Origin of the sequence: Pseudonocardia phyllosphaerae, assembly GCF_046546475.1 — a bacterium.
GTDB classification, from domain to species: domain Bacteria; phylum Actinomycetota; class Actinomycetes; order Mycobacteriales; family Pseudonocardiaceae; genus Pseudonocardia; species Pseudonocardia phyllosphaerae.
The window spans coordinates 263,868-288,551 of sequence record NZ_JBKGXS010000008.1 but is presented as its reverse complement, the minus strand read 5'-3'; the positions used below and the strand labels follow the sequence as shown (position 1 = coordinate 288,551).

16 protein-coding genes and 1 rRNA gene are annotated in these 24,684 nt (G+C 74.6%); 7 read left to right on the top strand and 10 right to left on the bottom strand.

Annotated features, from left to right (window positions below):
• The first annotated feature begins 4 nt into the window (after positions 1-4).
• Positions 5-121 (top strand): 5S ribosomal RNA (gene rrf, locus ACLE50_RS17965).
• A 113-nt stretch (positions 122-234) separates the two neighbouring features.
• On the opposite strand, the gene ACLE50_RS17960 is transcribed toward rrf, so the two are convergent.
• Both ACLE50_RS17960 and ACLE50_RS17955 read right to left on the bottom strand, forming a co-directional pair.
• Entirely contained in the window at positions 235-1,338 is a 1,104-nt protein-coding gene (locus ACLE50_RS17960; protein WP_410944723.1) for a quinone-dependent dihydroorotate dehydrogenase, read from the bottom strand.
• Between the two features lie 24 nt (positions 1,339-1,362).
• Positions 1,363-1,734 carry an RNA-binding S4 domain-containing protein gene (locus tag ACLE50_RS17955; protein WP_410944722.1) on the bottom strand — a complete coding sequence of 124 codons (372 nt, stop codon included), beginning with the start codon at positions 1,732-1,734 and terminating at the stop codon, positions 1,363-1,365.
• Between the two features lie 93 nt (positions 1,735-1,827).
• Between ACLE50_RS17955 and ACLE50_RS17950 the strand changes: the two genes are divergently transcribed.
• Positions 1,828-2,706, top strand: a complete 879-nt coding sequence (locus ACLE50_RS17950; protein ID WP_410944721.1) for a diacylglycerol/lipid kinase family protein — start codon at positions 1,828-1,830, stop codon at positions 2,704-2,706.
• Positions 2,707-2,725: 19 nt separating this feature from the next.
• On the opposite strand, the gene ACLE50_RS17945 is transcribed toward ACLE50_RS17950, so the two are convergent.
• Entirely contained in the window at positions 2,726-3,616 is an 891-nt protein-coding gene (locus tag ACLE50_RS17945; protein ID WP_410944720.1) for a 2-keto-4-pentenoate hydratase, read from the bottom strand.
• A 31-nt stretch (positions 3,617-3,647) separates the two neighbouring features.
• Positions 3,648-5,660 (bottom strand): 4-alpha-glucanotransferase, encoded by a 2,013-nt coding sequence (gene malQ, locus ACLE50_RS17940; RefSeq protein WP_410944719.1) that lies wholly within the window; start codon positions 5,658-5,660, stop codon positions 3,648-3,650.
• A gap of 285 nt (positions 5,661-5,945) precedes the next feature.
• On the opposite strand from malQ, the gene ACLE50_RS17935 reads away from it, so the two are divergent.
• The 5 genes from ACLE50_RS17935 (at position 5,946) to ACLE50_RS17915 (ending at position 16,557) form a co-directional block, all read left to right on the top strand.
• A complete protein-coding gene (locus ACLE50_RS17935) occupies positions 5,946-8,759 on the top strand; it encodes a carboxypeptidase regulatory-like domain-containing protein (RefSeq protein ID WP_410944718.1) in 2,814 nt (937 codons plus the stop codon).
• Positions 8,756-9,616 (top strand): alpha/beta hydrolase, encoded by an 861-nt coding sequence (locus tag ACLE50_RS17930; RefSeq protein ID WP_410944717.1) that lies wholly within the window; start codon positions 8,756-8,758, stop codon positions 9,614-9,616. The genes ACLE50_RS17935 and ACLE50_RS17930 overlap by 4 nt, the downstream gene beginning before the upstream one ends.
• 86 nt (positions 9,617-9,702) lie before the next feature.
• Complete coding sequence (locus ACLE50_RS17925; protein ID WP_410944716.1) at positions 9,703-15,306, top strand: SpoIIE family protein phosphatase; 5,604 nt, start codon at positions 9,703-9,705, stop codon at positions 15,304-15,306.
• Between the two features lie 235 nt (positions 15,307-15,541).
• Positions 15,542-16,108 carry a cysteine dioxygenase gene (locus ACLE50_RS17920; protein WP_410944715.1) on the top strand — a complete coding sequence of 189 codons (567 nt, stop codon included), beginning with the start codon at positions 15,542-15,544 and terminating at the stop codon, positions 16,106-16,108.
• Positions 16,105-16,557, top strand: coding sequence for a rhodanese-like domain-containing protein (locus ACLE50_RS17915; protein WP_410944714.1), 453 nt, complete (start codon positions 16,105-16,107; stop codon positions 16,555-16,557). Before ACLE50_RS17920 ends, ACLE50_RS17915 begins: the two co-directional genes overlap by 4 nt.
• 79 nt (positions 16,558-16,636) lie before the next feature.
• Here the strand turns inward: ACLE50_RS17915 and ACLE50_RS17910 are convergent, their stop codons facing one another.
• From ACLE50_RS17910 to ACLE50_RS17885, 6 genes are all read right to left on the bottom strand, one after another.
• The gene (locus ACLE50_RS17910) at positions 16,637-17,839 is read right to left on the bottom strand and encodes an acyl-CoA dehydrogenase family protein (protein ID WP_410944713.1); all 1,203 of its coding nucleotides are present in this window, start codon (positions 17,837-17,839) and stop codon (positions 16,637-16,639) included.
• 85 nt (positions 17,840-17,924) lie between these two features.
• A complete protein-coding gene (locus tag ACLE50_RS17905; protein ID WP_410944712.1) occupies positions 17,925-18,323 on the bottom strand; it encodes a hypothetical protein in 399 nt (132 codons plus the stop codon).
• Positions 18,311-18,529: a hypothetical protein gene (locus tag ACLE50_RS17900; RefSeq protein ID WP_410944711.1), complete on the bottom strand. Its 219-nt coding sequence runs from the start codon at positions 18,527-18,529 to the stop codon at positions 18,311-18,313. Before ACLE50_RS17900 ends, ACLE50_RS17905 begins: the two co-directional genes overlap by 13 nt.
• 46 nt (positions 18,530-18,575) lie before the next feature.
• Positions 18,576-18,986: a VOC family protein gene (locus ACLE50_RS17895; RefSeq protein ID WP_410944710.1), complete on the bottom strand. Its 411-nt coding sequence runs from the start codon at positions 18,984-18,986 to the stop codon at positions 18,576-18,578.
• A gap of 52 nt (positions 18,987-19,038) precedes the next feature.
• Positions 19,039-23,463 (bottom strand): ATP-dependent RNA helicase HrpA, encoded by a 4,425-nt coding sequence (gene hrpA, locus ACLE50_RS17890; protein ID WP_410944709.1) that lies wholly within the window; start codon positions 23,461-23,463, stop codon positions 19,039-19,041.
• A 321-nt stretch (positions 23,464-23,784) separates the two neighbouring features.
• Positions 23,785-24,612 carry a serine hydrolase domain-containing protein gene (locus tag ACLE50_RS17885; protein WP_410944708.1) on the bottom strand — a complete coding sequence of 276 codons (828 nt, stop codon included), beginning with the start codon at positions 24,610-24,612 and terminating at the stop codon, positions 23,785-23,787.
• Positions 24,613-24,684 lie beyond the last annotated feature (72 nt).

Genomic DNA, 24,684 nt, shown 5'->3' with positions numbered 1-24,684 from the left:
TGTTGTCGGTGGTCATAGCGGTAGGGGAACGCCCGGTCCCATTCCGAACCCGGTAGCTAAGCCTTCCTGCGCCGATGGTACTGCACTCGTCAGGGTGTGGGAGAGTAGGTCGCCGCCGACATTCAACTTTGGGAGAGCCCCGGACTTCGGTCCGGGGCTCTTTCGCATTTCTGGAGCAGTTCGGTTCCCATCCGGGCCGGCGGGACGGAACCGCGGCCCGGGCGGGACGTGAACTCAGAGATCGGCGCCGACGGCGTCGTCGGCGGTGGTGAAGCCGTCGGCGCGCAGGAGCTCGGCGAGCTCCCGGTTCACCCGCGCCGGCCAGAGCAGCCCGCCGTAGACGAATCCGGTGTAGGCCTGCACGAGCGCGGCACCGGCGCGGATCCGGCGATAGGCCTCCGTGGCGTCCTCGATCCCGCCCACGGAGATGACGACCTGCTCGTCGTCGAGGCGGGAACGCAGCCGGGACAGCACGGCCCGGGACCGCTCCACGAGAGGGCGGCCGGACAGGCCCCCGGCGCCGGCGGCCTCCACGACGTCGCCGGAGGTGCGCAGGCCGTCGCGGGCGACGGTGGTGTTGGTGGCGACCACGCCGTCCAGACCCATCCGGCGGGCGAGCCCGGCGACGGCGTCGACGTCGTCGTCGGCGAGATCCACGGTGATCTTCACCAGCAGCGGGACGCGGCGGTCCACCGAGACCCGGTCCAGCTCGTCGCGCACCGCACCGAGCAGCGGCTCGAGGACGTCGACCTGCTGCAGGTCCCGCAGCCCCGGGGTGTTCGGGGAGCTGACGTTGACCACGACGTAGTCGGCGTAGGCGCCGAGCGCGGCGGCGCTCGCCCGGTAGTCGTCGGCGGCCTGGTCGGCGGGGACGGCCTTGCTCTTGCCGATGTTCACCCCGAGCAGGGGCATCCCCGGCTCCGGCACGGCGCGCAGCGCGGCGAGGCGCGGAGCTGCGGCCGCCGCGCCGGAGTTGTTGAAGCCCATGCGGTTCACCAGCGCCCGGTCGTCGACCAGGCGGAACAGCCGCGGCTTCGGGTTGCCCGGCTGCGGACGGCCCGTCACCGTGCCGATCTCGACGGCGCCGAACCCGAGGCGTCCGAGCGCGAGGACCCCCTCGGCGTCCTTGTCGAAACCGGCCGCGAGACCGAGCGGGCTCGGGAAGGCCAGGCCCAGCGCCGTCGTCCGCAGTACCGGGTCCGCCGGGGCGAACCGGCCGGCGACGCGCGGGCCGATACCGGGGGCGCCACCCAGCGCGCGGACCAGGCCGAACCCCATCCGGTGTGCGGGCTCGGACGGGACGTGCCGCAGCACGTGGCGCATGAGGGCGTCGTACATGCCCCCATCCTCACAGGTGGGGGGTCAGCGGCTCCGCCGGGACAGACCGAGCTGGTCGAGGACGCGCCGGTCCCGTTTGGTCGGACGGCCTGCGCCGCGCTCGCGGCGCGCGAAGACCGGCTGCGGTGTCGCCGGCTCGGGCGGGGTGTGGTCGACGTAGCACTCCTGTGCGACCGGTGCGCCCACGCGTTTCTCGATGATCCGGGCGACCTCGACGATCCGGTTCTTCTCGTGCACCCGGACCCGGACCGTGTCGCCCACCCGCACCGGCGCGGCCGGCTTCGCGGGACGGTCGTTGATCCGCACGTGCCCGCCGCGGCAGGCGGTCGCGGCCTCGGCGCGCGTCTTCGCCAGGCGCACCGACCACAGCCAGCGGTCCACGCGGGTCGACTCCATCCGGACATGGTGCCATCCGGGATCACGACGTTCGTGCCGTTCGGGGGCGGCGTCCCGGAAGTCCCGGGCGTCCGGACCGACTACCGTGTGTCCGTGGCCGAACCGATCGACTCCGTGCTCGTGGTGTTCAACCCGGGAAGCACCGGTGACGCGGGTCCGCGGGCAGGACGGCTGCGTGACGAGCTCGCCGCCGCCCGGCCGGAGCTCCCCGTGACCCTGCGTCCCACCGAGCACGCCGGGCACGCCCGCGAGATCGCCCGCGAGGCGGCACGGGGGACGGGGCGTCCGCTCGTGGTGTCGGCCAGCGGCGACGGCGGCTACAACGAGGTCGTCAACGGGATCATGGACGTGCCGGGGACCGGAGCCGCTGCCGCGGTGCTCGCTGCAGGCAACGCCAACGACCACGACCGCGTCGTCTCCCGTCGCCCGCTGACCGAGGCGATCCTCGACGGCCGCACCGAACCGATCGACCTGCTCGAGCTGGTCCTGGGCGACGCCGAGCCCCGCTACGCGCACTCCTACGTCGGTTTCGGGCTGACCCCGGTCGTCGCACTCCAGATCGAGAACGGCGGCAAGGGCACGCTGCGCGAGGTCTGGACGACCTTGCGGGCGTTCTGGCGGTTCACCCCGTTCGACATCGAGTTCGCCGACGGGCAGCGCCGCCGGATCGACAATCTGGTGTGCGCCAACATCGGCGAGATGGCGAAGTACGCCGAGCTCGCCGAGGGGGCTCGCCCCGACGACGGGCGCTTCGAGGTCGTCCTGCTCGAACACCGCCCGAAGTGGAAGCAGCTGGCGATCGCGGTGCGGGCGGCGCTGCGCGGGCTCGGGCCGCAGCCCGCGACCGCGGAGTTCCGGTTCACCGCGATCGACCCGATGCCGGTGCAGGTCGACGGCGAGATCGACGACGTCGCCGCCGGCAGCACGGTGCGGGTGCGCTGCGCGGCCGGGGCACTGCAGGTCGTCCGGTAGGGATCCGGCCGGGTCCGGCTCACGCCAGCGAGAACTCGACCGTCCCCAGGGCGCCGTCGGCGCCGAACGTCGCCCGGACCCGCGCGCCTGCGGTGACCGGCACCGGGGTGGTCGTCGTCCCGGTCGTGACGACCGCGCCCGCCTCCAGCGCCAGGCCGTACTCCGGCAGGGCCGCGACCAGCCAGGACAGGGCGGCCCACGGGTCGCCGAGCACGGCGGCGCCGCTCCCGGTCACGGTCCCGCCGTCCACGGAGAGCGTCGTGGGCGTCGCGGAGAGATCGAGGCCGGTGCCGCCGTCGATCTCCGGGCCGAGCACGAACCGGCCGGCGCAGGCCGCGTCGGCCAGCAGCGACGGTGCCCCGGCGGCGGCGAAGTCGTCGAAGCGGGACTCGGGCAGCTCGACCGCGCAGTGCACCGCGGCGACCGCGGCGCGCAGCTCGTCGGGTCCGGCGTCCGGGGCCGGCGTGGCGCCCATCCGGAACGCGAACTCGGCCTCGGCGACGGCCATGTGCAGGCCGTCGGACGGGACGACGTCACCGGGGGTGTGCCGGAAGACCTCGAACAGCGGGCCGGGCAGCGGGGCGTCGACACCGATGTGTGCCTGCCCGGCCGGAGCGGTCGCCGCCAGCTTCCACCCGTAGGACGGGCCGGCCCGCTCGGAGAGCCTGCGCTGCGCGGCGAAGCCCTCGGCGAGGGTCCGCGGACGCAGCAGTTCGGGCAGCGCGGCCAGCCGGTTGCCGGTCGTCCATGCCTGCCAGAGCGCGCCCGCGGTGCCGTCGGCACGGACCAGGTCCACCGCCGCCGGGTCGACGGCGTCCCCGGCGGTGCTCGCGGTCACTCCGTCCGGGGCGGGACCACCGTGGGCTCCGGCGCCACCGCGGGGCCCGGTCTCGCTGTGCGGTGCGGTCATCCGGACGGATACTGCCAAACCGGGACACGGCTCACGCGTCGGGTTCGGTGCCGGTCCGTCCGCGCGACAGGGCCTCGGCGACCCTGCGTACCCGGTCGTCGGCGAGCGCGTCCTCCAGGCCGACCGGCAGCGGTATCCGCCAGTTCGGGTACTCGTCGACGGTGCCGGGCAGGTTCGGCTGCCGGACCTCGCCGAGCACGTCGTAGAGCGAGGCCAGGACCAGCCGCGACGGTGCGGAGCCCAGCAGCGCGTGCAGCGCGACGACGATGGTGGCCTCGTCCTCCTCGTCCGGGGAGTCGATCAGCCCCTCCGACGCCAGCAGCGCCAGCAGCTCGTCGCGCTCCGCGGCGGACTTCGCCGCCTCACGGTCCGGGTCGTCGAGCAGGCCCAGCTCGGCGCGGATCCGCACCTGCTCACCGGCCAGGAACCCGGGTGCGGTCGGCAGGTCGTGGGTGGAGATCGTCGCGACCGACCGCTCCGGCCAGCGGCGCGGCGGACGCAGCGGGCCGTCGTCGCCACCGGTCACCGGGTCCGGGTCGCGGGAGAACCACAGCACCGTCGAGCCGAGCAGGTTCCGCTCGGCCATGTCCTCGCGGATCCGCGGGATGACCGTGCCCAGGTCTTCGCCGACGACCAGCGCGCCCGCCCGGTGCGCCTCCAGCAGCAGGACGGCCAGCATCGCGTCGGCGTCGTAGTGGACGTAGGTGCCGCGGTCGGCGGTCTCCCCGGTCGGCACCCACCACAGCCGCCACAGCCCCATGACGTGGTCGATCCGCAGCCCGTCCGCGTGCTGCAGCAGCGCGCGCACCATCTCGCCGAACGCGGCGTAGCCGGTGTCGGCCAGGCGGTCCGGGCGCCACGGCGGCAGGCCCCAGGTCTGGCCGCGCTGGTTGAACGCATCCGGCGGGGCGCCGACGGTCGCGCCGAGCGCGAGCACGTCCTGCAGCATCCACGCGTCGGCGCCCTCGGGGTCGCAGCCCACGGCCAGGTCGTGGATGACGCCGACCGGCATCCCGGCGTCCCGGGCGGCGGCCCGGACCGCGGCCAGCTGCGCCTCGGCCTGGCGCTGCACCCAGGCGTGGAACTCGATCCGCGGTGCCAGCTCCCGCTGCGCGTCGGCGACACCGGCGCCGTCCGGGCGCTGCAGGTCGGCCGGCCAGCGCGACCAGCGGCCGCCGTAGCGCTCGGCGAGCGCGCAGAACGTGGCGAAGCGGACGAGGTCCGGGTCGTCGGCCCCGGTGTCGTCGGTCCGCGTATCGGGGCGCCCCGCGCTGTGCCACAACAGCTCCAGCGCGGACCGCTTCGCGGCCCAGACGCGGTCGTGCGCGATCCGGTCGCCGGTGGTCTCCGGGCGCAGCGCGTCGACCTCGGCACGGGTGGCGTCGTCGGCGTCGCAGTAGGCGGGCAGGTCGGTGATCCGCAGCGCCAGCGGGGTCGCGTACCGGCGCGACGACGGCGTGTACGGCGAGGGCTGCACCGGGGGCACGGGAGTGACCGCGTGCAGCGGGTTGAGCAGCACCGCACCGGCGCCGTGCCCGCCGCGGATCAGGTCGGTGAGGTCGCCGAGGTCGCCGATGCCCCAGGACCGCTGCGAGTGCAGGGCGTAGAGCTGCAGCATCCAGCCCCAGGTGCGGGGCGGGTCGGGCAGCCGGGCCGGGGCGACGACGACGTGCGCGCGGCCGGTGTCGAGCTCCAGTGCGTAGCGGCCCGGTGCCAGCCCGGCCGGGAGCTCGCCGTCGATCTCGATCGTGCTGCCGTCGGTGTCGCCGTCGGTGGCGACCAGGGTGCCGCGGCCGGGGACCGGGCGGGCCCGGTCGTCGCGCATCCCGATCGTCGGTGGCAGCTGCGCGCGGTCGCGGGCCGTCGCCAGCGCCGCGGTGACCGCCTCCGGGCTGGAGACGTCGACGTCGAGCAGCGACAGCACGGTGCGCACCACCGAGGCGTCGATCGGGACCTCGGTCCGGGTGCCGTCCAGGTAGGAGGTCGCGACGCCGTAGGCGTCGGCGATCTCGGCGAGCTCGGGGTCCACCGGGTCGCGGGTCATGGGGTGATCCTCGCCGATCCGGGCGCGTCCGGCCCGTCCGGCCCGCCCGGTCGCCGCGGTGGGACGGGCCCGGGAACGCACGTCCTGGGCGGCAACGGCATCGACACGCTGGTTCACGCGATCGCCCCCGGTCAGGGGCTGATCGGTGCTACCGTGCGTCGCCGGATGCGCCGACCGTGTCACCCGTCGCCGGAGGGACGCCTGTCGCGTTCCGAATCGTTCCGGAGCCGGATCGTGTCGTCGCCGCCGGCCCCGTCGTGACGTTCCGGCAGGAGGATCTTCCAGATGTCGACGTGGGCCCTGATCGGGCTGTTGGTGGTGGTGCTGGTGGCCGTCGGTATCGCGACGCTCCTGCGGTGGTTGAAGGGGCGGAAGAAGACGACCCCGGCCCCGGAGGACGAGGAGCGGCGCACCGTCGCCGACCTCGTCGACAACCGTGCGCGCGGGCAGTCGGACGAGGCCCGGCCGCAGGACGGTCCCGCCGAGCCGGACGCCGCCACGCAGGCGCCCTCGGCCGAGGACACCTCCGGATCCGGTACGGAACCCGACCGCGCGTACGCGATCGGGTCGACCCAGTCGTCGGCGCCGGACATCACCGACGCCCCCGACGACACCCCGGACGACGACGCGGCCACCCCCGCGCCCACGCGTTCCGGCCCGCGGGTCACGCCGGACGTGAGCGCCGGGCCCGTCGGACCGCCGTGGTCGCGCGGGTTCAAGGACGGTAAGCCGGTGGAGCCGGTGGAGCGCCGTCCCGCGCCGCACCCGGCCTCGCCGGCCGACTCGGCCGTCTCCGGGGCAGTCGCCTCGGACGAGGCCGTCTCGGGCGGCTCTGCCTCGGACGAGGCCGCCGTCTCGGGCGGCTCTCTCTCGGGCGGCTCTGTCTCGGACGGGGCTGCCTCGGACGCGACCGGTACGGAGGCGACCGCTACGCACGCGACCGGCACGGACGCGAGCGCCACGGACGCGGCCGCCACGGACGCGCCCGGTTCCGAGGCGCCTGGCCCCGACACGACTGGCCCCGACACGACGGGCTCCGAGGCGACGCCGGCGGGCTCCGGTTCGTCCGCCGCTGCCGACGGCTCCGGCACGACCGCGACTTCCGGCTCGGCGGCGGGAACGCCCGCGACCGAGCGGCCCGAGGGGGCCACCTCGGCTGCCGGCACCACGTCGTCCGGTGACACGTCGTCGGACACCACGTCGTCGACCGCCACACCCGGGACATCCGGAGCCGGGATCGCCGCCGGAGCGGCGGCGGTCGCGGGAGCCGGTGCCGTCGCGGCGACGAGCCGGCGCGGGACGGACGAGAGCTCGCCCGACTCCACCGCCGCGCGTGACACCGCCACCCGTGACGAGGCCGGGTCCGGCGACAGCGCCGACACCGCCACCGATGCGACCGCCACCGACACGACCTCCGCAGGCCGGGCCACAGCCGATACGACCAGCTCGGCGGCCACGGGTCCCTCGGCGGAGTCCGCGTCCGGTGGGGACACCGGCACGGCCGTGACCGGGGAGCCGGATGCCGCCGGTACGTCCGGGGCCACCAGCACGGGCACGACCGGCACCGACGTGACGAGCGCGGACGCCCCGGCCACCGGCGGTTCGGCGACCGAGCCGCGCACCGAGGACCCGGACGCCGCCGCGGACGCCGACCGGCCGTCGGCCCCGGCCCGCGGCGACTCCCGCAGCCCGGTCGACCCGGACCTGGTCAAGCGGGTCACGGCCGTCCCCTCCGACCGCGCCTCGTCCCGGACAACCGCGTCCCCGGACACCGAGCGCGAGTACCGCGAGGCCCGCGACCGCATCGCCGGCCAGTCCTGGCGCGTCCCGGAGCAGGCGACGTCGTCGGACCACGCCGGCCGCGGCGTGCCCGGCACCCGGCCGGCCACCCCGGTCGACCGGTCCCGTTCCACCGACACCGACGACCGTCCCGACGACGACGGCGGCGACGGGGAGCGCTCCGGCCGGTCCGGTGCCCGCACCGCCGCCGGTGTCGGCCTCGCCGCAGGCGCCGCCGGTCTCACCGGCTACGCCGTCTCCCGGAGCACCCGCGACGCGTCGTCGTCGGAGGGCGCCGCCACCCGTCGTGCGCCCGGCGCCGACGAGGAGGTCACCGACGACCCGGACCTCGTCTCCGACGAGCCCGCGCCGCGCCCGGCACCGCGGGTGCTGCGGTCGGCCCGGTCGGCCACCGGCGGACCCACCCCCGCACCGAGCACCCCGCAGCAGAGCAGTACCCCGCAGCAGAGCAGTACCCCGCAGCAGAGCAGTACCGGGCAGCAGAGCAGCACCCCGGCACCGGCCACCCCGGCCCGGAGCAGCGCTCCGGCACCGGGCACGGCGCCCGCCCGGAGCTCCGCCCCGGCGCAGCCCGCGGGGGCACCGGCCGAGGAGGAGACCGCGTACGGCACCGGCGGCCCCGCCGGCCGGAATGCGGCACCGGCCGGGACCGGACCGCAGGGCCCCCGCGGCCCGCTGTCCGGGCTGGGCACCCCGCCGCCGGCGCGCCCGTCGCTGCCGGACCCGGACGAGACGGTCGTCATGAGCGTCATCCGGCCCGACACCCCCGACCCGCGCCTGGAGCGGCCGACGTCGCCGCAGGACATCGAGGTCCACGTGACCGGCCAGGACGGCGACGTCCTCACCGGCGCCGCCGTCAGCGTCCGTGACCGCGCCGGTGCGGAGCTCGGCTCCGCCACCACCGGCACCGACGGCGTCGCCCGGATCTCCGCGCCGGGCACCGGGCAGTACGTCGTCGTCGCGACGCTGACCGGGCACCGGCCCGGGGTGTCGGCGGTCGTCGTCGGCGACGCGACCGCGTCCACGACGCTCACGCTGCGCCGTGCCGCGGCCGTCCACGGCACCGTCCGGACGAGCTCGGGGGACACCGTCGCCGATCTCCCGGTCGCGCTCGAGCAGGACGGTGAGGCGGTCGCCGCCGCCCGTACCGGCTCCGACGGCACGTTCCGCGTCACCGACCTCGACCCGGGCTGGTACCGGCTCGTCGCCGAGACCGGGGGAGCGGAGCTGACCGCATCGGTGCAGGTCGTCGCGGGCACCGAGGTGGAGCAGGACCTGACCGGCGAGCCGCGGCCGTGACATCGCCGGGCGTACGCGCCCCCGACGTCGACGGGACGCTGACCGGCGTCGACGACGTCGAGCTGTACTGGCAGGGCTGGCTGCCCGGCGGCACGCCCACCGGTGTGCTGCTGGTCAGCCACGGGATCGGCGAGCACTCCGGGCGCTACGGCGACGTCGTCGACACCCTGGTGCCCGACGGCTGGGCGGTCTACGGCCTGGACCACCGCGGGCACGGCCGCTCCGGCGGCACCCGGGTGCACGCCCGCCGCTACGACGACCTGCTGGCCGACTTCGAGACGTTCCGCCGCGAGATCGCGTCCCGGCACCTCGGCCTGCCGGTGTTCCTGCTGGGGCACAGTCTCGGCGGACAGATCGCACTCGCGTTCGCGCTGCGCCACCAGGACGAGCTGGCCGGACTCGCCCTGTCCGCGCCGGCGCTGGCCAGCGACACCGTCCCGGCTCCACTGGTACCGGTGCTGCAGCTGGTGTCGCGGTTCCTGCCGACCGCGCGCCCGGTCGGGATCGACGATTCGGCGATCAGCTCCGACCCGCTGGTCGTCGCCGACTACCGCGCCGATCCGCTGGTCCACCACGGCAAGCCGACACTCGCCCTCGGTGCGGCGATCTACGCCGAGATGGCGACGCTGCCGAAGCGGGCCGCCGAGCTGCGGATCCCGCTGCTGATCCAGCACGGCACCGCCGACCGGCTCGCCGACCCCTCGGGCACCCGCAGGCTCGACGAGGCCAGCGGCTCGGCCGACACCACGGTCCGCTGGTACGACGACATGTGGCACGAGATCTTCCACGAGCCGGGCCGCGCGGAACCGCTCGCCGACCTGCGCACCTGGCTCGACGACCATCGCGACCGCGGCTGAGGTCCGCCCCGGCCTGCGCGGCCACCCGGTCGATGGTGGGATTCTCGGAGCACGACGAGGGATCCGCGACGGGAGTGGCCGGCAGGGTGGGTAGTACCGACGAACGGGCGGCACACGGCGCCGTCTCCGCGCGCACCCTGCTGGAGACGACCGACTGGTCCGCCACGCCCCTGGGGCCGCCCGAGAGCTGGTCGCGCAAGCTCGCCGACACCGTCCGGTTCATGGAGGCGAACCGCCAGCCGCTGGTCGTGTGGTGGGGTCCCGAGCTCGTCCTGCTCTACAACGACGCGTTCGCCGAGCTCGCCGGCAACCGGCATCCCGCGGCGTTCGGGCGCCCGGCCGAGGAGGGCTGGCCGGAGATCGTCGAGCACCTCCGGCCGGAGCTGCCGCGGCTGTTCTCCGGTGATCACGAGGGCATCTACCGCTCCGCGGACCGCATCGTCCTGGGTCGGTGGGGGCGGCCCGAGGCGACCTGGTGGACCTACTCGACCACGCCGGTGCGCGAGGCCGGCGCGAGCGAGGCGCTGGGGCTGGTCACGATCGCCTCGGAGGTCACCGAGGGTGTCGTCGGCACCCGCCGCATGGAGGTGCTCGGCGAGCTCGGCGAGGTCCTGCGGGACGCCCCGACCGTCGAGGTGGCGGTCGAGCGGCTGACCGACGTGCTCGAGCGTGCCCACGACGACATCGGGTGCGCGCTGGTCTCGTTCCCGGGGCAGCCGTCCTCGACGCCGATCGCGGTGCGGACCGCGAACGTGCCCGACGCCCGGCTGCCGGAGGACCCCGGCCCCGGCGTCGGGTCGGCCGTGGAGTTCGTGCCTGCCGGTCCCGGGCGGGACGCCACATCCGGTCCCGACGAACTGGCCCGCGCCGTCGCCCACACCGTCGACGGGACCCGCGCCGTCGCGATCACCGTCGGGGCCGCTCCGCTGCTTCAGCTCGATGAGCCGCAGCGCGCGTTCCTGCGCCTGGTCGTCGGGAACATCGGGACGGTGCTCACCGACGCGATCTCCCGCGAGGGGGAGGGCGACCGGCGCGACGTCGCCGACGATGCCGCGCACTCCCGCGCCGAGTACTACGCCGGCCTCGGGGACGAGATCCGCGACCCGCTGACGCTGGTCCTCGGCCCGCTCGACCGGCTGACCGAGTCCGTCGGCGCCGACGACCGCACCCAGGTCGACCTCGCGCGCCGCAACGCCGAGCGCATCCTCAAGCTCGTCGACAGCCTGCGGGACGTCTCGTCGCTGAGCAACGGCCGGCACGACGGCACGTTCTCCGCCACCGAGCTGGGCACCACGACCGCCGAGCTCGCCGCCACGTTCGCCCCGGTCACCGAGCGTGCCGGGCTGGCCCTGGAGGTCTCCTGCCCGCCGCTCGCCCGGCCCGCCTGGGTGGACCGCGACGCCTGGGAGAAGATCGTCCTCAACCTGCTCAGCAACGCGGTCAAGTACACCCACACCGGTGGGATCTCGGTCGAGCTGGAGCAGCTGGGCGAGCACATCGTCCTGACCGTCGCCGACACCGGCACCGGCATCCCCGAGGACGAGATCGACCACGTCTTCGAGCGCTACCGCCGCCCTGGCAGCTCACGCGGGCGTACCGGCGAGGGCAGCGGCCTCGGGCTGCCGCTGATCCGCCAGCTCGTCCGGCTGCACGCCGGCACCATCGACGTCCGGTCGCGCAGCGGAGGCGGTACCGAGTTCACCGTCCGGATCCCGCTCGGGTTCGCGCACCTGCCCGAGGATCGGCTGGCCCGCTCCCGCACCGACGCGCGTACCTCGCCGCACCTCTACGCGCCCTACGTCGCCGAGGCGCTGCGCTGGCTGCCCGACCAGGACGAGGCGGGCGAGCGCCGCGACGACACCGCGGCCCGTGCCGCAGGCCGCGGGCGCTCGGTCGACAGCTCGGTCGTCGACGGGCTGGACCTGAGCCGGTCGGACCGGGTGCTCGTCGTCGACGACGACCGGGAGATGCGCGGCTACCTGCGCGACCTGCTCTCCGAGCAGTGGTCGGTGCAGACCGTCGCCGACGGCACCGCCGCGATCGAGGCCGCCCGCGCGGACCCGCCGGACCTCGTCGTCGCCGACGCGGCCCTGCCTGCCAGCGGCGGCATCGAGCTGCTGCGGGCACTGCGCTCGGACCCGCGCACCGTCGGGGTGCCGGTGGTGCTGCTGTCGTCGCGGGCCGGGGAGGAGGCCGCCGTCGAGGGCTTCGCTGCCGGCGCCGACGACTACCTGGTCCGCCCGTTCTCCCCGCGCGAGCTGCTCGCCCGCGTCGCGAACCACCTGCAGCTGGGCCGGGTGCGCCGGGCCGCGGAGCTGCAGTTCCGCGCCATGGCCGACTCGACGCCCGCGCTGATCTGGGTCGACGACCCGGGCGGGCACCGGCTGTTCGTCAACCGGGGCTGGCTGGACTTCACCGGCGTCGAGGACCAGTCCAGCGAGCTGGGCCTGGACTGGCGGCGTCGCATCCACCCCGACGACCGCGACCGCTACCGCTCGGTGACCCTCGCCGCCGCCCGCGCGCACGCGCCGTTCGAGGTCGAGTACCGGCTGCTCGACCGCACCGGGCACCACCGCTGGGTGCTCGACCGCGGCGCCCCGGTACACGACGGCGAGCGTTCCGCCGGGTACGTCGGCGGCTGCCTCGACATCGACGGACGGCACCGTGAGCAGCGCCGCCACCGGCTCTACTCCGAGGTCGCGAGCCAGCTCGAACGCGAGATCACCCGCACCGGGCGCACCGACCAGCTGGCCCGGGCCGTCGTCGACGACCGGCTCGCCGACATCGCCGTCGTGCACGACGCCGACCCGGAGGCCCCCGGCGCGACCCTGGCCGTGGCCGCCGAGCGGTCGGCGCTGGAGCCGTCGCTGTGGCGGCTGCGCCCGCTCGTCGACCTCGACCAGCAGGACGGGACCCCGGAGATCATCGGGCCGGACCGGCTCGACCAGCTCCTCACCCGGCTCCCGCCGCTGCAGCGCCGCGCCTGGGGGCGGCTCCGGATCCGGTCGGCGATGATCGTCCCGCTGCCCGCCCGCGGCCGGACGTCGGCGGTCCTGACCGCCGTGCGCGTCCAGCCGCAGGAGGCGTTCACCACCGACGATCTGGAGCTGCTCACCGAGATCGGCCGCCGGGCGGGCCTGGCGGTGGACAACGCACGGCTGCTGGAGCAGGAGCGGTCCTCCGCGCAGCGGCTCGGGCTGCTGCACCGCGCGACGGCGAAGATGTCCGCCGCCGCCACCCCCGGCGAGGTCGCCGCGATCGCCGCCGACCACATCGTGGACCTGCTCGACGCCGACTACGCCGGGCTGTGGGAGATCCGCGGCCAGTGGCTGGAGGCGCTCACCGGGCACGGCTGGGACGCCGAGCTGTGGCGGCGCGCCGGGCGCATCCCGGTCGACGCCGCGATGGCCTTCGGCGACGTCATCGACGGGCGTGAGCCGCTGTGGTTCCACGACGCCGCGGACTGGGCGGCGCGCTACCCGGCACAGATCGGTGTCGCGCCGGACCACGCGCAGACCATCGGCTACCTGCCGCTGGTCGCCGGTGGCCGGGTGCTCGGGGTGCTGTCGGTGACGATGCTGGTCGCCCGCCGCCTGTCCGACGCCGACAAGGAGGCCGCGGTCGCCGTCGCCGAGCTGGCGGCGCAGGCGCTGGACCGCGCCTCCATGCTCGACGCCGAGACCGAGGCCCGCCGCCTCGCCGAGAACCTCGGTGCGGTCGCGACCGGGCTGGCGCGGGCCACGGACCTGGAGTCGGTGGCCGAGGTCGTCGTCGAGCACGGGCGGAGCTCGATCGGCGCCGACGCCGTCGCGCTGCTGGTGCTGGACGACAACAACATCCTGCAGCTGCTCGGCGAGGCCGGCTGGCCCGAGGACGGCCCGGCGATGACCGTCCCGGCGCGCAGCCACCCGCTGCGGCGGGCGGTGTCCACCGGCGAGCCGGTGTGGAACGCCGGTGAGCGGGGCAGCGACGCGGTGCGCCGCTACCCGGTGCAGACCGCGGTCCCGCTGATGGTGGCGGCCCGGCCGATCGGCGTCCTCGGGTTCCGCTTCCCGCAGGAGCCGGACTTCACCCCGGAGCAGCAGCGGTTCGTGCTCACCCTGGCCAACCAGTGTGCGCAGGCGATCGTGCGGGCCCAGCTGCACCAGGCCGAGCACGAGGTCGCGGTCACCCTGCAGCGCAGCCTGCTGCCGCAGAAGCTGCCCGAGCTCGACCGGCTCTCGATCGCCACCCGCTACCGCCCCGGCACGCAGGGCACCGAGGCCGGCGGCGACTGGTTCGACGTGCTGGACCTCGCCGACGGCACCGTTGCGCTCGTCGTCGGCGACGTCGTCGGCCGCGGACCCGCGGCGGCCGCGGTGATGGGCCAGCTGCGCAGCGCCGTCGCGTCCAACCTGGTCAACGGCCAGCCGCCGGCCGGTGCGCTGGAGCAGCTCGACCAGTACGCGCTACGGGTCCGCGGCGCGATGGCGTCCACGGTCGCGATCGCGACGATCGACCTGGACTCCGGCGAGATCCGCTACGCCAGCGCGGGGCACCCGCCGCCGCTGGTGTGCGGCGCCGACGGCGTCCGGACGCTGAGCAGCGGACGTGGTGTGCCGCTGGGGATCTCGGGGCGTCCGCCGTTCTCCGAGGCGACCGCGCACATGGCACCCGGCGAGACGATCCTGCTGTGCTCGGACGGCCTGTTCGAGCGGCGCGGCGAGGTCATCGACGACGGCCTGGCCCGGCTGGCCGCCGCGTTCGACGACCTGGGGGAGACCCAGCCCCGCGAGATGGCCGACACACTGCTGAACCGGATGTCGGAGGGCCTGGCGATCCCGGACGACACCGTCGTCGTCGTGGCCCGGCTGATGCCGCCGCCGTTGCGGCTGTCGGTCGGCGCCGACCCGAAACGGCTGTACGCGCTGCGCCGCGCCGTCACCAGCTGGACCACGAGCTGCGGCATGGGCCCGGACGCGGCCAGCGACCTGCAGCTCACCGTCGGCGAGGCCGTCACCAACGCGATCGAGCACGCCTACCTGCCCGAGGACACCGACTCCGCGGCAGGCGTCGACCTGGAGCTGGCGCTGACCCCGGACGGCGCGGTGTCGGTCGTCGTGACCGACGGCGGCCGGTGGCGCCCACCGCCGCCGGACCCCGGCTACCGCGGCCGTGGTCTCGCGCTGATCCGGGAGCTGGCCGAGGACGTGCACGTCGAGCCGGGCGACTCGGGGACGACGGTCCGGTTCCGGCTGCCCGCCACCCCGGTCGAGATCGGCACGCCGGGTGCCGCGCCGCCGGTCGAGTTCGTGGCGGGCGAGGCGGGCTCCGACCGCGATCCGACGGTCGCCGTCGCCGCCGGGATCGAGCCGCAGGCCGAGCGCTCGACCCGGCTGCGGATCTCCGCCGACGCCGACAGCGTCCTGCTCTCCGTGCTCGGGGACCTGGACCTGGGCGGGGTCGCGGCGATCCGCCGGCAGCTGATGGAGCACGTCGACCGCCGGGTCCCGATCACGCTGAACCTCGGCGCGGACACCTTCGTGAGCAGCGCCGGGATAGCACTGCTGTCCGAGATCGCCCGGCGGATGCGGGCGGCCGGGCTCGCGCTGACCCTGGTCGCCCCGGCGGGCAGCCAGTCCCGGCGCGCGCTGGTGCTCTCCGGTCTCGACACCGTGATCGGCATGTCCGACGGCGGCGCCACCGGCTGAGTGGTGCCGCGCACCGCCGAGCCTGTTGTCCGGACAGGCGTGCGTGGGTCCCGGGCGATGGACGTCTCCTTGATGCGTCATCGGGCATGTGGTGACATCGTCGGTGTGAGTCAGGCAGCGACCCTCGGCCCCCTCTGGGGCACTCGTCGTGCCGACCACTTCGACCAGGGCTGTCGCCCGAGCTGAGTTCCTCCGCTTCCCGCTCGGTCCCTTCGCTGTTCCCTGGAGTCCCCGCATGTCCGCGCCCGTCCGCGCCTCCCGTCCTGCCCGCCTGACCGGTGCCCGTCCCGTCCCCGCCCGCCCGGTCGTCGCCCCGACGCCGTACGGGCTCGACGACCTGCTCGACCTGACCCGCGAGATCGCCGCCGAGGTCCGCGCCGGCCGGCACGAGGTCGTCGTCGACCCCGAGCGTCGCTGGTACAAGCTGCTGCGCAGCGACGGCCTGCTCGACGTCTGGCTGATCAGCTGGGCCACCGAGCAGATCGCCGAGTTGCACGACCACGCCGGTTCCATCGGCGCGCTGACCGTGGTGTCCGGGACGCTGACCGAGCGCCGCTGGTCCGGCCCGTCCGGGCTGCGGACCCGGTCGCTGCGCCACGGCCGCGGCGCCGGTTTTCCGCTCGGCCACGTGCACGACGTCGCGAACACCGCCGACGAGGCCGCGGTCAGCGTGCACGCGTACTCGCCGCCGCTGTCGGCCATGTCCTACTACGACGTCGAGGACGTCGCCGGAACCACCGGGCACCACCGGCTGCGGCGCACCCGCACCGAGCTCGTCCAGCCGGGTCAGGGCGTCGGATGACGCCGGGCGCGACACCGCGGCGCACCGTCGCCGACAAGCTCGCCGCGGCCCGGGAGCGGCTCGACCGCCCCGGCCCGCAGCGGGCGGCCGAGCTCGCCGCCGACGGCGCGTACCTCGTCGACACCCGGCCGGGCTGGCAGCGGGTCGAGGAGGGGGCGATCCCGGGGGCGCTGCTGATCGAGCGCAACCACCTGGAGTGGCGGCTCGACCCGGCGTCGGACGCGCGGATCCCGGAGGCCGTCGACCACGACGTGCGCTGGATCGTGCTCTGCTCCGAGGGCTACAGCTCCAGCCTGGCCGCGGCGTCGCTGCAGGACCTGGGCCTGCACCGGGCCACCGACCTCGACGGCGGCTTCCGCGCCTGGGCCGCTGCGGGGCTGCCCGTCGAGCCGGGCCGTGACGGCCCGTCCGACGCGACCCGGCCGCCGGCCGCACGCTCGGCCCACTGATCCCGCCCGGCTCGTACCGCGGGCCGGACGTGCCCCGAGCCGATCGCCCGGCCGCCGGCACGCGGCCGGGGCGATCGGCTCAGCTGAACGCGCCGATGCCGGTGATGTCCCGGCCCACGATCAGCGTCTGGATGGTCTCCGTCCCCTCGAAGGTGTGGATGGCCTCGATGTCGGCCCAGTGCCGCACGACGTGGTGCTCCAGCAGGATCCCGTTGCCGCCCAGCAGGTCCCGTGCCTCGGAGAGGATCGAGCGGGCGGTGCGGGTGTTGTGCATCTTCGCCAGCCCGGCGACGGTCGGGGACAGCTTCCCGGCCTCGGCGAGCCGGGCGATCTGCATGCAGTAGAGCTGCATCCCGGTCAGGTCGGCAAGCATCTTCACCAGGCGTTCCTGCACGATCTGGAAGCTCGCGAGCGGCTTGCCGAACTGGGTGCGTTCCTTGGCGTAGCGCAGCGCGGCGTCGTAGCCGGCGGTGGCGTGCCCGAGCGCCATCCACGCGCACGTCGAGCGGGTGGTGGCGAGCACGGCGGCGCAGTCGGCGAACGTCCGGGCGTTCACCAGCCGGTTCTCGTCCGGGACGTACACGTCCTCCAGGGTGATGTCGGCCTGCCACAACGCCCGCAGCGACACCTTCCCCGGAATCACCGACGCCGAGTAGCCCTCGGCCGGGGTCTCGACGACGAAGCCGAGCACGTCACCGGAGTCGGTGTCGCGCGCCCAGACGACGACGAGGTCGGCGACCGTGCCGTTGCCGATCCAGCGCTTGGCGCCGTTCAGCCGCCAGCCGTCGCCGTCGCGGGTCGCGGTGGTCTCCAGGGCGACCGAGTCCGAGCCGTGGTCGGGTTCGGTGAGCGCGAACGCCCCGGTCCGCTCCAGCGTCGACATCGACGGCAGCCAGCGCTGCTTCTGTTCCTCCGAACCGCACATCGCGATCGACTTCATGGCCAGCCCGGCGTGCACTCCGAGGAACGTGCCGAGCGAGCCGTCGCCGCGGTGCAGCTCCATGTGCACCAGGCCGAGCGCGAGCGGGCTCATCGCCGCGGCGCCGTAGCCCTCGATGTTCTCGCCGACGATTCCCAGCTCCGGCAGTCTGCGGAACAGGTGCCAGGGCAGCTCCGCCCGCTCCCAGTACTCGTTGATCTCGCCGAGCACCTCGTGGTCGACGAACTTGCGGGTGTCGGTGAACCGCTCCCACTGCTCGTCGGTGAACTGGTCACGGACGGAGAAGAAGTCGGTGCCGAGCGACTCGCCCAGCTCGGTGTACGGGGTGGTCGGTGCGGTCATGTGCCGGCTCCCTCGCCGTCGACGCCGTCGTCACATCCGATCGTCACATCGCCGGGCCGCCGCCGCTGCCTCTGGCCGCTATCGGTCAGGAGGCGGACTCGTGGGCCCGGCTCGTGAGCTGGGCCGCCCGCTGGTACGAGATCCCGAGCACCTTCCCGAGCTCACGTACGGACATGCCGGTCCGCTTGAGCTCGACGGCAGCGGAACGGAGCTGGGTCGCGGCGTCCGTCCGTGCGGCGCGCTCGGTGGCGCGAGCCTGCTCGACGAGGTCGAGCTTCGTTCGCACGGAGTGGGGCAGCTCGATCGCGACCTCGACCTCGACCTCGACAGGGTCCTGTTCGGTCAGTATCACCACCAGGTCGCGGGCCATCGACTCGATCTCGTCCACGGTCCGGGCCTGGGTGTACCGCTCGACCTCGGGCACATGAATCAGCCAGTATCGGCCGTCCCTGGTCGCATTCGCGTGGTAGGTCACCGTCGCCACCAGCCCTCCCCCAACACGATCTGACACTCGCGATAGATCTGTTCGGTCATCCGTTCGCCGATGTCCCGATGGCGAGGGATCGGGATCATCACGTCGCCCAGCAGGTAGAGCGTGTGGTTCGCGCCCTCGCGCTGAAGGACGAAGCCCACGCCCTGCCGGAGTGCCTCCCGGCGGATTGTCTTCACGATAACGCGGGGCGGAGTCATCGTCTACCCCGATATCGACGCAGACTGTCTATATCGGGGTAGACGATCATGCCTTCACCAGGCAGAACGGATGCCCGATCGGATCGAGGAAGACCCGGAAGTTCTCCGGGGCCGGCTGCACGTCGTGCTTGCGGGCGCCGATCTCCAGCACCGCGGCCTCGCCGGCATCGAGGTCGGGGACGTCGAAGTCGAGGTGCCCGCGCTGCGGCCGGACTTGCCCGGGCCACTCGGGCGGGACGAAGTCGCCCTCGGCGATCTGCTGGAACGCCAGGGTCGCGCCGGCGCCGCCGGAGTCGAGCTCGGCCCAGTCGGCGTGCCGCTGCGGGGTGACCGGCCAGCCGGTGATCCGCGAGTAGAAGCGGGCGAGGGCGAGCGCGTCCGGGCAGTCCAGTGCGAACAGCGAGAACGTCGCGATCGGGGTGGTGCGCTGCGCCGTGGAGGCGGTGGAGGAGGTCATGGCCGAAGTGTGCCCCGGACCACCGACAGGAAAGCCGCGACGGAACCGGCGCTCAGCCCGGCGGTGGCAGCTCGTCGATCGCCTTCTCGATGCGCTGCACCGAGATCGGGTAGCGGGTCTTCAGCGGGTGCGAGTACAGCGAGACCCGCAGCTCCTCGATCATCCAACCGATCTCGCGCAGCTGCGGCGACGGCTCGAGACCGTCCGGCAGCGCAGCGAGCAGCCCGCGGTACTCGACCTCGACCGGTGCGATCTCGGCGGTCCAGCGGGCGTCGCGGCCGGGATCGGCGTGCAGCTTGTCGAGCCGGATCTCCAGGCCCTGCAGGTAGCGCTTCAGGTCGCCGAGCCGGGTGGCGCCGGTCGCGGTGACGAACCCGGGTGCCACCAGCCGGTTCATGATCGCCTTGACGTCGGCGACACCGTCGCGGGATGCGGGCCCCTTCAGGTCGGCCAGCTTCGCACCGACCCGGTGCCACACCTCCAGGACGCCGCGGACGGCGTCGAGGACCTGCAGCGTCGTCGACGGCAGCCGCATCTTCAGCAGCTCGGCGAGCCGGTCGAACTGTGCCCGGTCGAACGGGTCGCCACCGCCACGGTTCATCAGGTGGTCGGCCGCCGCGGTGGTGCAGTCCTCCAGCAGCGCGTCGAGCGAGCCGTGCGGGTTGCGCGACAACGCCAGCCGCGCCCGGTTGTCCAGCCCGCGCTGCACCTGCTTGCCGGGGTTGGTGGTGCCGAGCATCAGCAGCCGGCGCGCACCGCGATGGTGCTGCGGGTCGCGCTCGGCGGGGGTCGCGAACACCCGGACGTCGGCGGTGGAGCCTCGGTCGCGCAGCCCCGGAAACCCGGTGACGACGTGCGCGCCGCGCCGGATCGGCAGCTCGCGCGGCAGGTCGCCGATCGTCCACGACGTCAGCCCGGACGCCTCCACCTCGGTCCCGGCCGACGCCAGCTCCTCGCGCACCTTCGGCGCGAGCCGGTGGCGCAGGCGGTCGAGGTCGGTGTCGCGGTCCAGCTCGGTGCCGGCCTCGTCGAGCACCCGGAACGTGACGGTCAGGTGCTCGGGCAGCCGCTCCAGCTCCCAGTCCTCGCGGCGGATCTCGACGTTGCGCATCCGGCCGAGCTCACGCTCCAGCCCGTCGAGCAGCGGCCGATCGGTATCGATGCCCGCTCCGCCTGCGCTCCGCGGGGTATCGATGCCCGCTCCGCCTGCGCTCCGCGGGGTTTCCGCCCGCAGCCGGGCCAGCACCGCCTTCGCGTGGTCCGGGGCGGGCGAGAAGTTGCGGCGCAGGTTGCGTGGCAGGGTGCGGATCAGTGCCGTCACCAGCTCCTCGCGCAGGCCGGGGACCTGCCAGGTGAACGGCGTCGGGTCGACCTGGTGCAATGCGGCGACCGGGACGTCGACGGTCACGCCGTCGTCCTGGGCACCCGGTTCGAACGCATACGACAGCGGCAGCGTCAGCCCGCCGGCGTCGACGTGGTCGGGGTAGTGCTCACGGTCGATCTGCTTCGCGGCCTCGGTCGCGAGCATCTCCTCGGTGAAGTCGAGCAGGTCGGGGTCGCGGCGCGACTCCTGCTTCCACCACCGGTCGAAGTGCTTGCCGGACACGACGTCGGCGGGGACGCGTTCGTCGTAGAACTCGAAGAGTGTGTCCTCGTCGACGACCAGGTCGCGCCGCCGCGCGCGGTGCTCGAGCTCCTCGGCGTCGTCGAGCAGCTCGCGGTTGGCGTGGAAGAACGGGTGGCGGGTGTCCCAGTCGCCCTCGACGAGCGCGTGCCGCAGGAACAGATCGCGGCTCACCTCGGGGTCGATGCGGCCGTAGGCGACGGTCCGGTCGGCGACCAGCGGCAGCCCGTGCAGCGTGACGCGCTCGGTCGCGACCGCGCTCGCCCGCTTGCGTGACCAGCGCGGTTCCGAATAGGTCTTCTTGACGAGATGTGCCGCGAGCGGCTCGATCCACTCGGGCTGCACCGGGGCGACGGTGCGCGCCCACAGCCGGCTGGTCTCGACGAGCTCGGCGGCCATCACCCAGCGCGGCGGCTTCTTCGCCAGCGCCGAACCGGGCCAGATCGCGAACTTCGCACCGCGGGCACCGAGGTACTCCTTCGGCCCGCGCCGCTCCTTCTTGTCCTTGGCCGCGGGAGCGCCCTTGCGGGTCTCGACGACCTCCTGCATGCCGACCTGGGAGAGCAGCCCGGACAGGACCGACTGGTGGATCCGGTCGGCGTGGGACGCCCAGTCCGGGTTCTTCTCGTTCAGGTCCATTCCCGACGACCGCGCGGCCTGCCGCAGCTGCCCGTGCAGGTCCCACCACTCGCGGATCCGCAGGTAGTGCAGGAAGTCCTCGCGCAGCTCGCGGCGGAACTTGCTGCCGGACAGCGCGTCCTTGCGCTCTTCGACGTGGTCCCAGAGGCGCAGGTAGGCCAGGAAGTCCGAGCCGTCGACACCGAAGCGGCGGTGTTTGTCGTCGGCGGCCTGACGCTGCTCGGTGGGCCGCTCGCGCGGATCCTGCACCGACAGTGCGGCGGCGATCACGAGGACCTCCCGCAGGCAGCCGTTGCGGTGCGCCTCGACGAGCATCCGGCCCAGCCGCGGGTCCACCGGCAGCCGCGCCAGCGACTGTCCGACCGCGGTCAGCGAGCGGCGGTCCGGGCGCAGCGCGCCGAGCTCGTGCAGCAGGTCGAGACCGTCGGTGACCGACCGCTTGTCCGGCGGCTCGACGAACGGGAACTCCGAGATCTCGCCCAGGTCCAGCGCGATCATCTGCAGCACGACCGAGGCCAGGTTGGTGCGCAGGATCTCCGGGTCGGTGAACTCGGGGCGTGCGTCGAAGTCGTCCTCGGCGTAGAGCCGGATCGCGATGCCGTCGCTGGTGCGCCCGCAGCGCCCGGCGCGCTGGTTCGCCGAGGCCTGGGAGATCTTCTCGATCGGCAGCCGCTGCACCTTGAGCCGCCGCGAGTAGCGGGAGACTCGTGCGGTGCCGGTGTCGACGACGTAGCGGATCCCGGGCACGGTCAGCGAGGTCTCGGCGACGTTGGTCGCGAGCACCACGCGGTTGCCGGCGTGCGGCTGCCAGACCCGCTGCTGCTCGGCCGTCGAGAGCCGGGCGTAGAGAGGGAGGATCTCGGTGTTCGGCAGGTTCCGCTCGGCCAGCGCGTCCGCGGCCTCGCGGATCTCGCGCTCGCCGGGAAGGAAGACGAGCACGTCGCCGGGGCCCTCGCGCTGCAGCTCGACGACGGCGTCGCCGATCGCGTCGTCCAGGCGGCGGTCGGGATCGGCGTCCGGGTCGTCGGGGTCGACGACGGGCCGGTACCGGATCTCGACGGGGTAGGTGCGCCCGGAGACCTCGACGATCGGGGCGGGCTCGAGCTCGCCGCCCGCGGTGCGGTGGGCGAAGTGCTCGGCGAACCGCTCGGGGTCGATCGTCGCCGAGGTGATGATGACCTTGAGATCCGGGCGGCGGGGGAGCAGCCGGGTCAGGTACCCGAGGATGAAGTCGATGTTCAGGCTGCGCTCGTGCGCCTCGTCGATGATCAGGGTGTCGTAGGCGAGCAGGTCCTTGTCGCCGGCGAGCTCGGCCAGCAAGATCCCGTCGGTCATCAGCTTGACCAGGGTCGAGTCGCCGATCTGGTCGGTGAAGCGGACCTTCCAGCCGACGGCGCCGCCGACCTCGACGTCCATCTCCTCGGCGATCCGCGCGGCGACGGTGCGGGCGGCGAGCCGGCGCGGCTGGGTGTGCCCGATCATCCCGCGTACCCCGCGGCCCAGCTCCAGGCAGATCTTCGGCAGCTGGGTGGTCTTGCCCGACCCGGTCTCACCCGCGACGACGACGACCTGGTTGTCCCGGATCGCGTCGGCGATCTCCTCGCGGCGCGCCGATACCGGCAGCACGGCGGGGTAGCTGATGTGCGGCAACGCCTCACGGCGGCGCGCGATCCGGTGCTCGGCGGTGCCGACGGCGTCGGCGACGCGCTGCTGGGCGCGTCCGTCCCGGGCCCGGTCGAGGCGCCCGCGCAGCCGCTCGGCCTCGGCGGGGCCGAGGTCGTCGAGGCGGGTGTGCAGGTCGGCGAGCTCGTCGTCGGACAGCGCGGGGAGCGGCGGCTCGGACGCGGGTGGGTGGTCGCGGTCGGGGCCGCGACCACCGTGCTGGTCGGGGCCGGCCGCCGTGACGGCAGCGCGCCGGCCCCGCGGCCCGCGGCGGCGCTGCGAGGTGCGGCGCTCCTGCCCGCGGGCCGGGCGGCCGCGCGCGGCGCCCTCCGTCCCGGGGGCGGCCTGCGCTGCGGCCTGGTCTGTGGATGGATCGGTGTCCTGCGTGCGGTCCTGCGGTGCCGCGCCGTCGCGTGGCGCGGTGCTCCGCTGCTCGGTGTTCCTGGACCCGGTGCGGCGGCCGCGCCGGCGGCGGGGCCGATCCGGGTGGCCGGCGCCCTGCTCGGGGCGCTCTCCCGGATTCGTCGGAGACGGGGCGGATTCGGAGGACATCGTTCGTTCAGTCTGCCTGGTCGCCCGCGGGACCGCGGACGACGACCATGGTGACCGCGCTCGCACGGGCGGACAACCGGATTAGCTCAGGGACGGCTTCGGCCTGGATGAGTGGGTGCCCGAACCGGGTGCCGGTCGCCTCGCGGCGAGTGGCACACCGCGGCTCCAGCCGGACGGTATTCCGCGGCGGCAGTTATCCATTGCGGCCCGGGGACTCGTGTCACCCGGCTCGGACCTTCTCTGCAACGGGCGGGGTGCGGAGTTCATTCCCCGTTCGCCCGCGAGGTCCGGAGATTTTTCGGCAGGTGCCGTCGTCGCAGGTCAGCCGCGCAGGGCGTCCAGCACCCCGTCGGTCCACGGTGTCCAGGAGTCGACCGCCCACTGCCCGAACGCCCGGTCGGTGAGCACGACGGCGGCCGCGCGCACCTCGGGGTCCACCCACAGGAACGTGCCGGACTGGCCGAAGTGCCCGAACGTGCGCGACGACGACGTCGTCCCGGTCCAGTGCGGGGACTTGCCGTCGCGGATCTCCAGGCCCAGCCCCCAGTCGTTCGGGCGCTGACGGCCGTAGCCGGGGAGCAGGCCGTCGAGCCCGGGGTAGGCCACGGTCGTCGCCTCGGCGACGGTGCGCGGGTCGAGCAGCGTCGGGGCCTGCAGCTCGGCGGCGAACACGGCGAGGTCGTTCGCGGTGGAGACCGCACCGGAGCCGGCCGGGCCCTCGAGCCGGGTGCCGGGCAGCCCGAGCGGCTCGGCGACGGCCTGGTGCAGGTAGTCGGCGAACCCGATCCCGGTGGCCTCGGCGACGGTGTCGGCGAGCACCGCGAACCCGGTGTTGGAGTAGATGCGGCGCTCGCCGGGGGCGGCCTTGACCTCGTCGGTGTCGAACGCCAGCCCGGAGGTGTGCGCGATCAGGTGCCGCACGGTCGACCCGGGCGGCCCGGCCGGGTCGTCCCAGTCCAGCGCGCCCTCCTCGACGGCGACGAGCACGGCGTAGGCCGACAGCAACTTGGTCACCGAGGCGAGCCCGAACTCCCGGCCGGTGTCGCCGGCGTGGGCGAGGACGGCGCCGTCGGCGGAGACGACCGAGGCGGCGACGTGGTCGACCGGCCAGTCGAGGACGCGGCGGACGGCCGGGGCGAGCCCGGTCATCGGGTGGCGGGGGATCGGCGGTCCATCCGCCCATCCTCGCAGCGGCTGCCCGGGCCGGGACGCGGGAGCCCC

Bases quoted from the DNA above. Each gene is read 5' to 3' on its own strand.
- ACLE50_RS17960 (WP_410944723.1), bottom strand. From the start codon at position 1,338: ATGTACGACGCCCTCATGCGCCACGTGCTGCGGCACGTCCCGTCCGAG.
- ACLE50_RS17955 (WP_410944722.1), bottom strand. From the start codon at position 1,734: ATGGAGTCGACCCGCGTGGACCGCTGGCTGTGGTCGGTGCGCCTGGCG.
- ACLE50_RS17945 (WP_410944720.1), bottom strand. From the start codon at position 3,616: ATGACCGCACCGCACAGCGAGACCGGGCCCCGCGGTGGCGCCGGAGCC.
- malQ (WP_410944719.1), bottom strand. From the start codon at position 5,660: ATGACCCGCGACCCGGTGGACCCCGAGCTCGCCGAGATCGCCGACGCC.
- ACLE50_RS17935 (WP_410944718.1), top strand. From the start codon at position 5,946: ATGTCGACGTGGGCCCTGATCGGGCTGTTGGTGGTGGTGCTGGTGGCC.
- ACLE50_RS17920 (WP_410944715.1), top strand. From the start codon at position 15,542: ATGTCCGCGCCCGTCCGCGCCTCCCGTCCTGCCCGCCTGACCGGTGCC.
- ACLE50_RS17915 (WP_410944714.1), top strand. From the start codon at position 16,105: ATGACGCCGGGCGCGACACCGCGGCGCACCGTCGCCGACAAGCTCGCC.
- ACLE50_RS17910 (WP_410944713.1), bottom strand. From the start codon at position 17,839: ATGACCGCACCGACCACCCCGTACACCGAGCTGGGCGAGTCGCTCGGC.
- ACLE50_RS17900 (WP_410944711.1), bottom strand. From the start codon at position 18,529: ATGACTCCGCCCCGCGTTATCGTGAAGACAATCCGCCGGGAGGCACTC.
- ACLE50_RS17895 (WP_410944710.1), bottom strand. From the start codon at position 18,986: ATGACCTCCTCCACCGCCTCCACGGCGCAGCGCACCACCCCGATCGCG.
- hrpA (WP_410944709.1), bottom strand. From the start codon at position 23,463: ATGTCCTCCGAATCCGCCCCGTCTCCGACGAATCCGGGAGAGCGCCCC.
- ACLE50_RS17885 (WP_410944708.1), bottom strand. From the start codon at position 24,612: ATGACCGGGCTCGCCCCGGCCGTCCGCCGCGTCCTCGACTGGCCGGTC.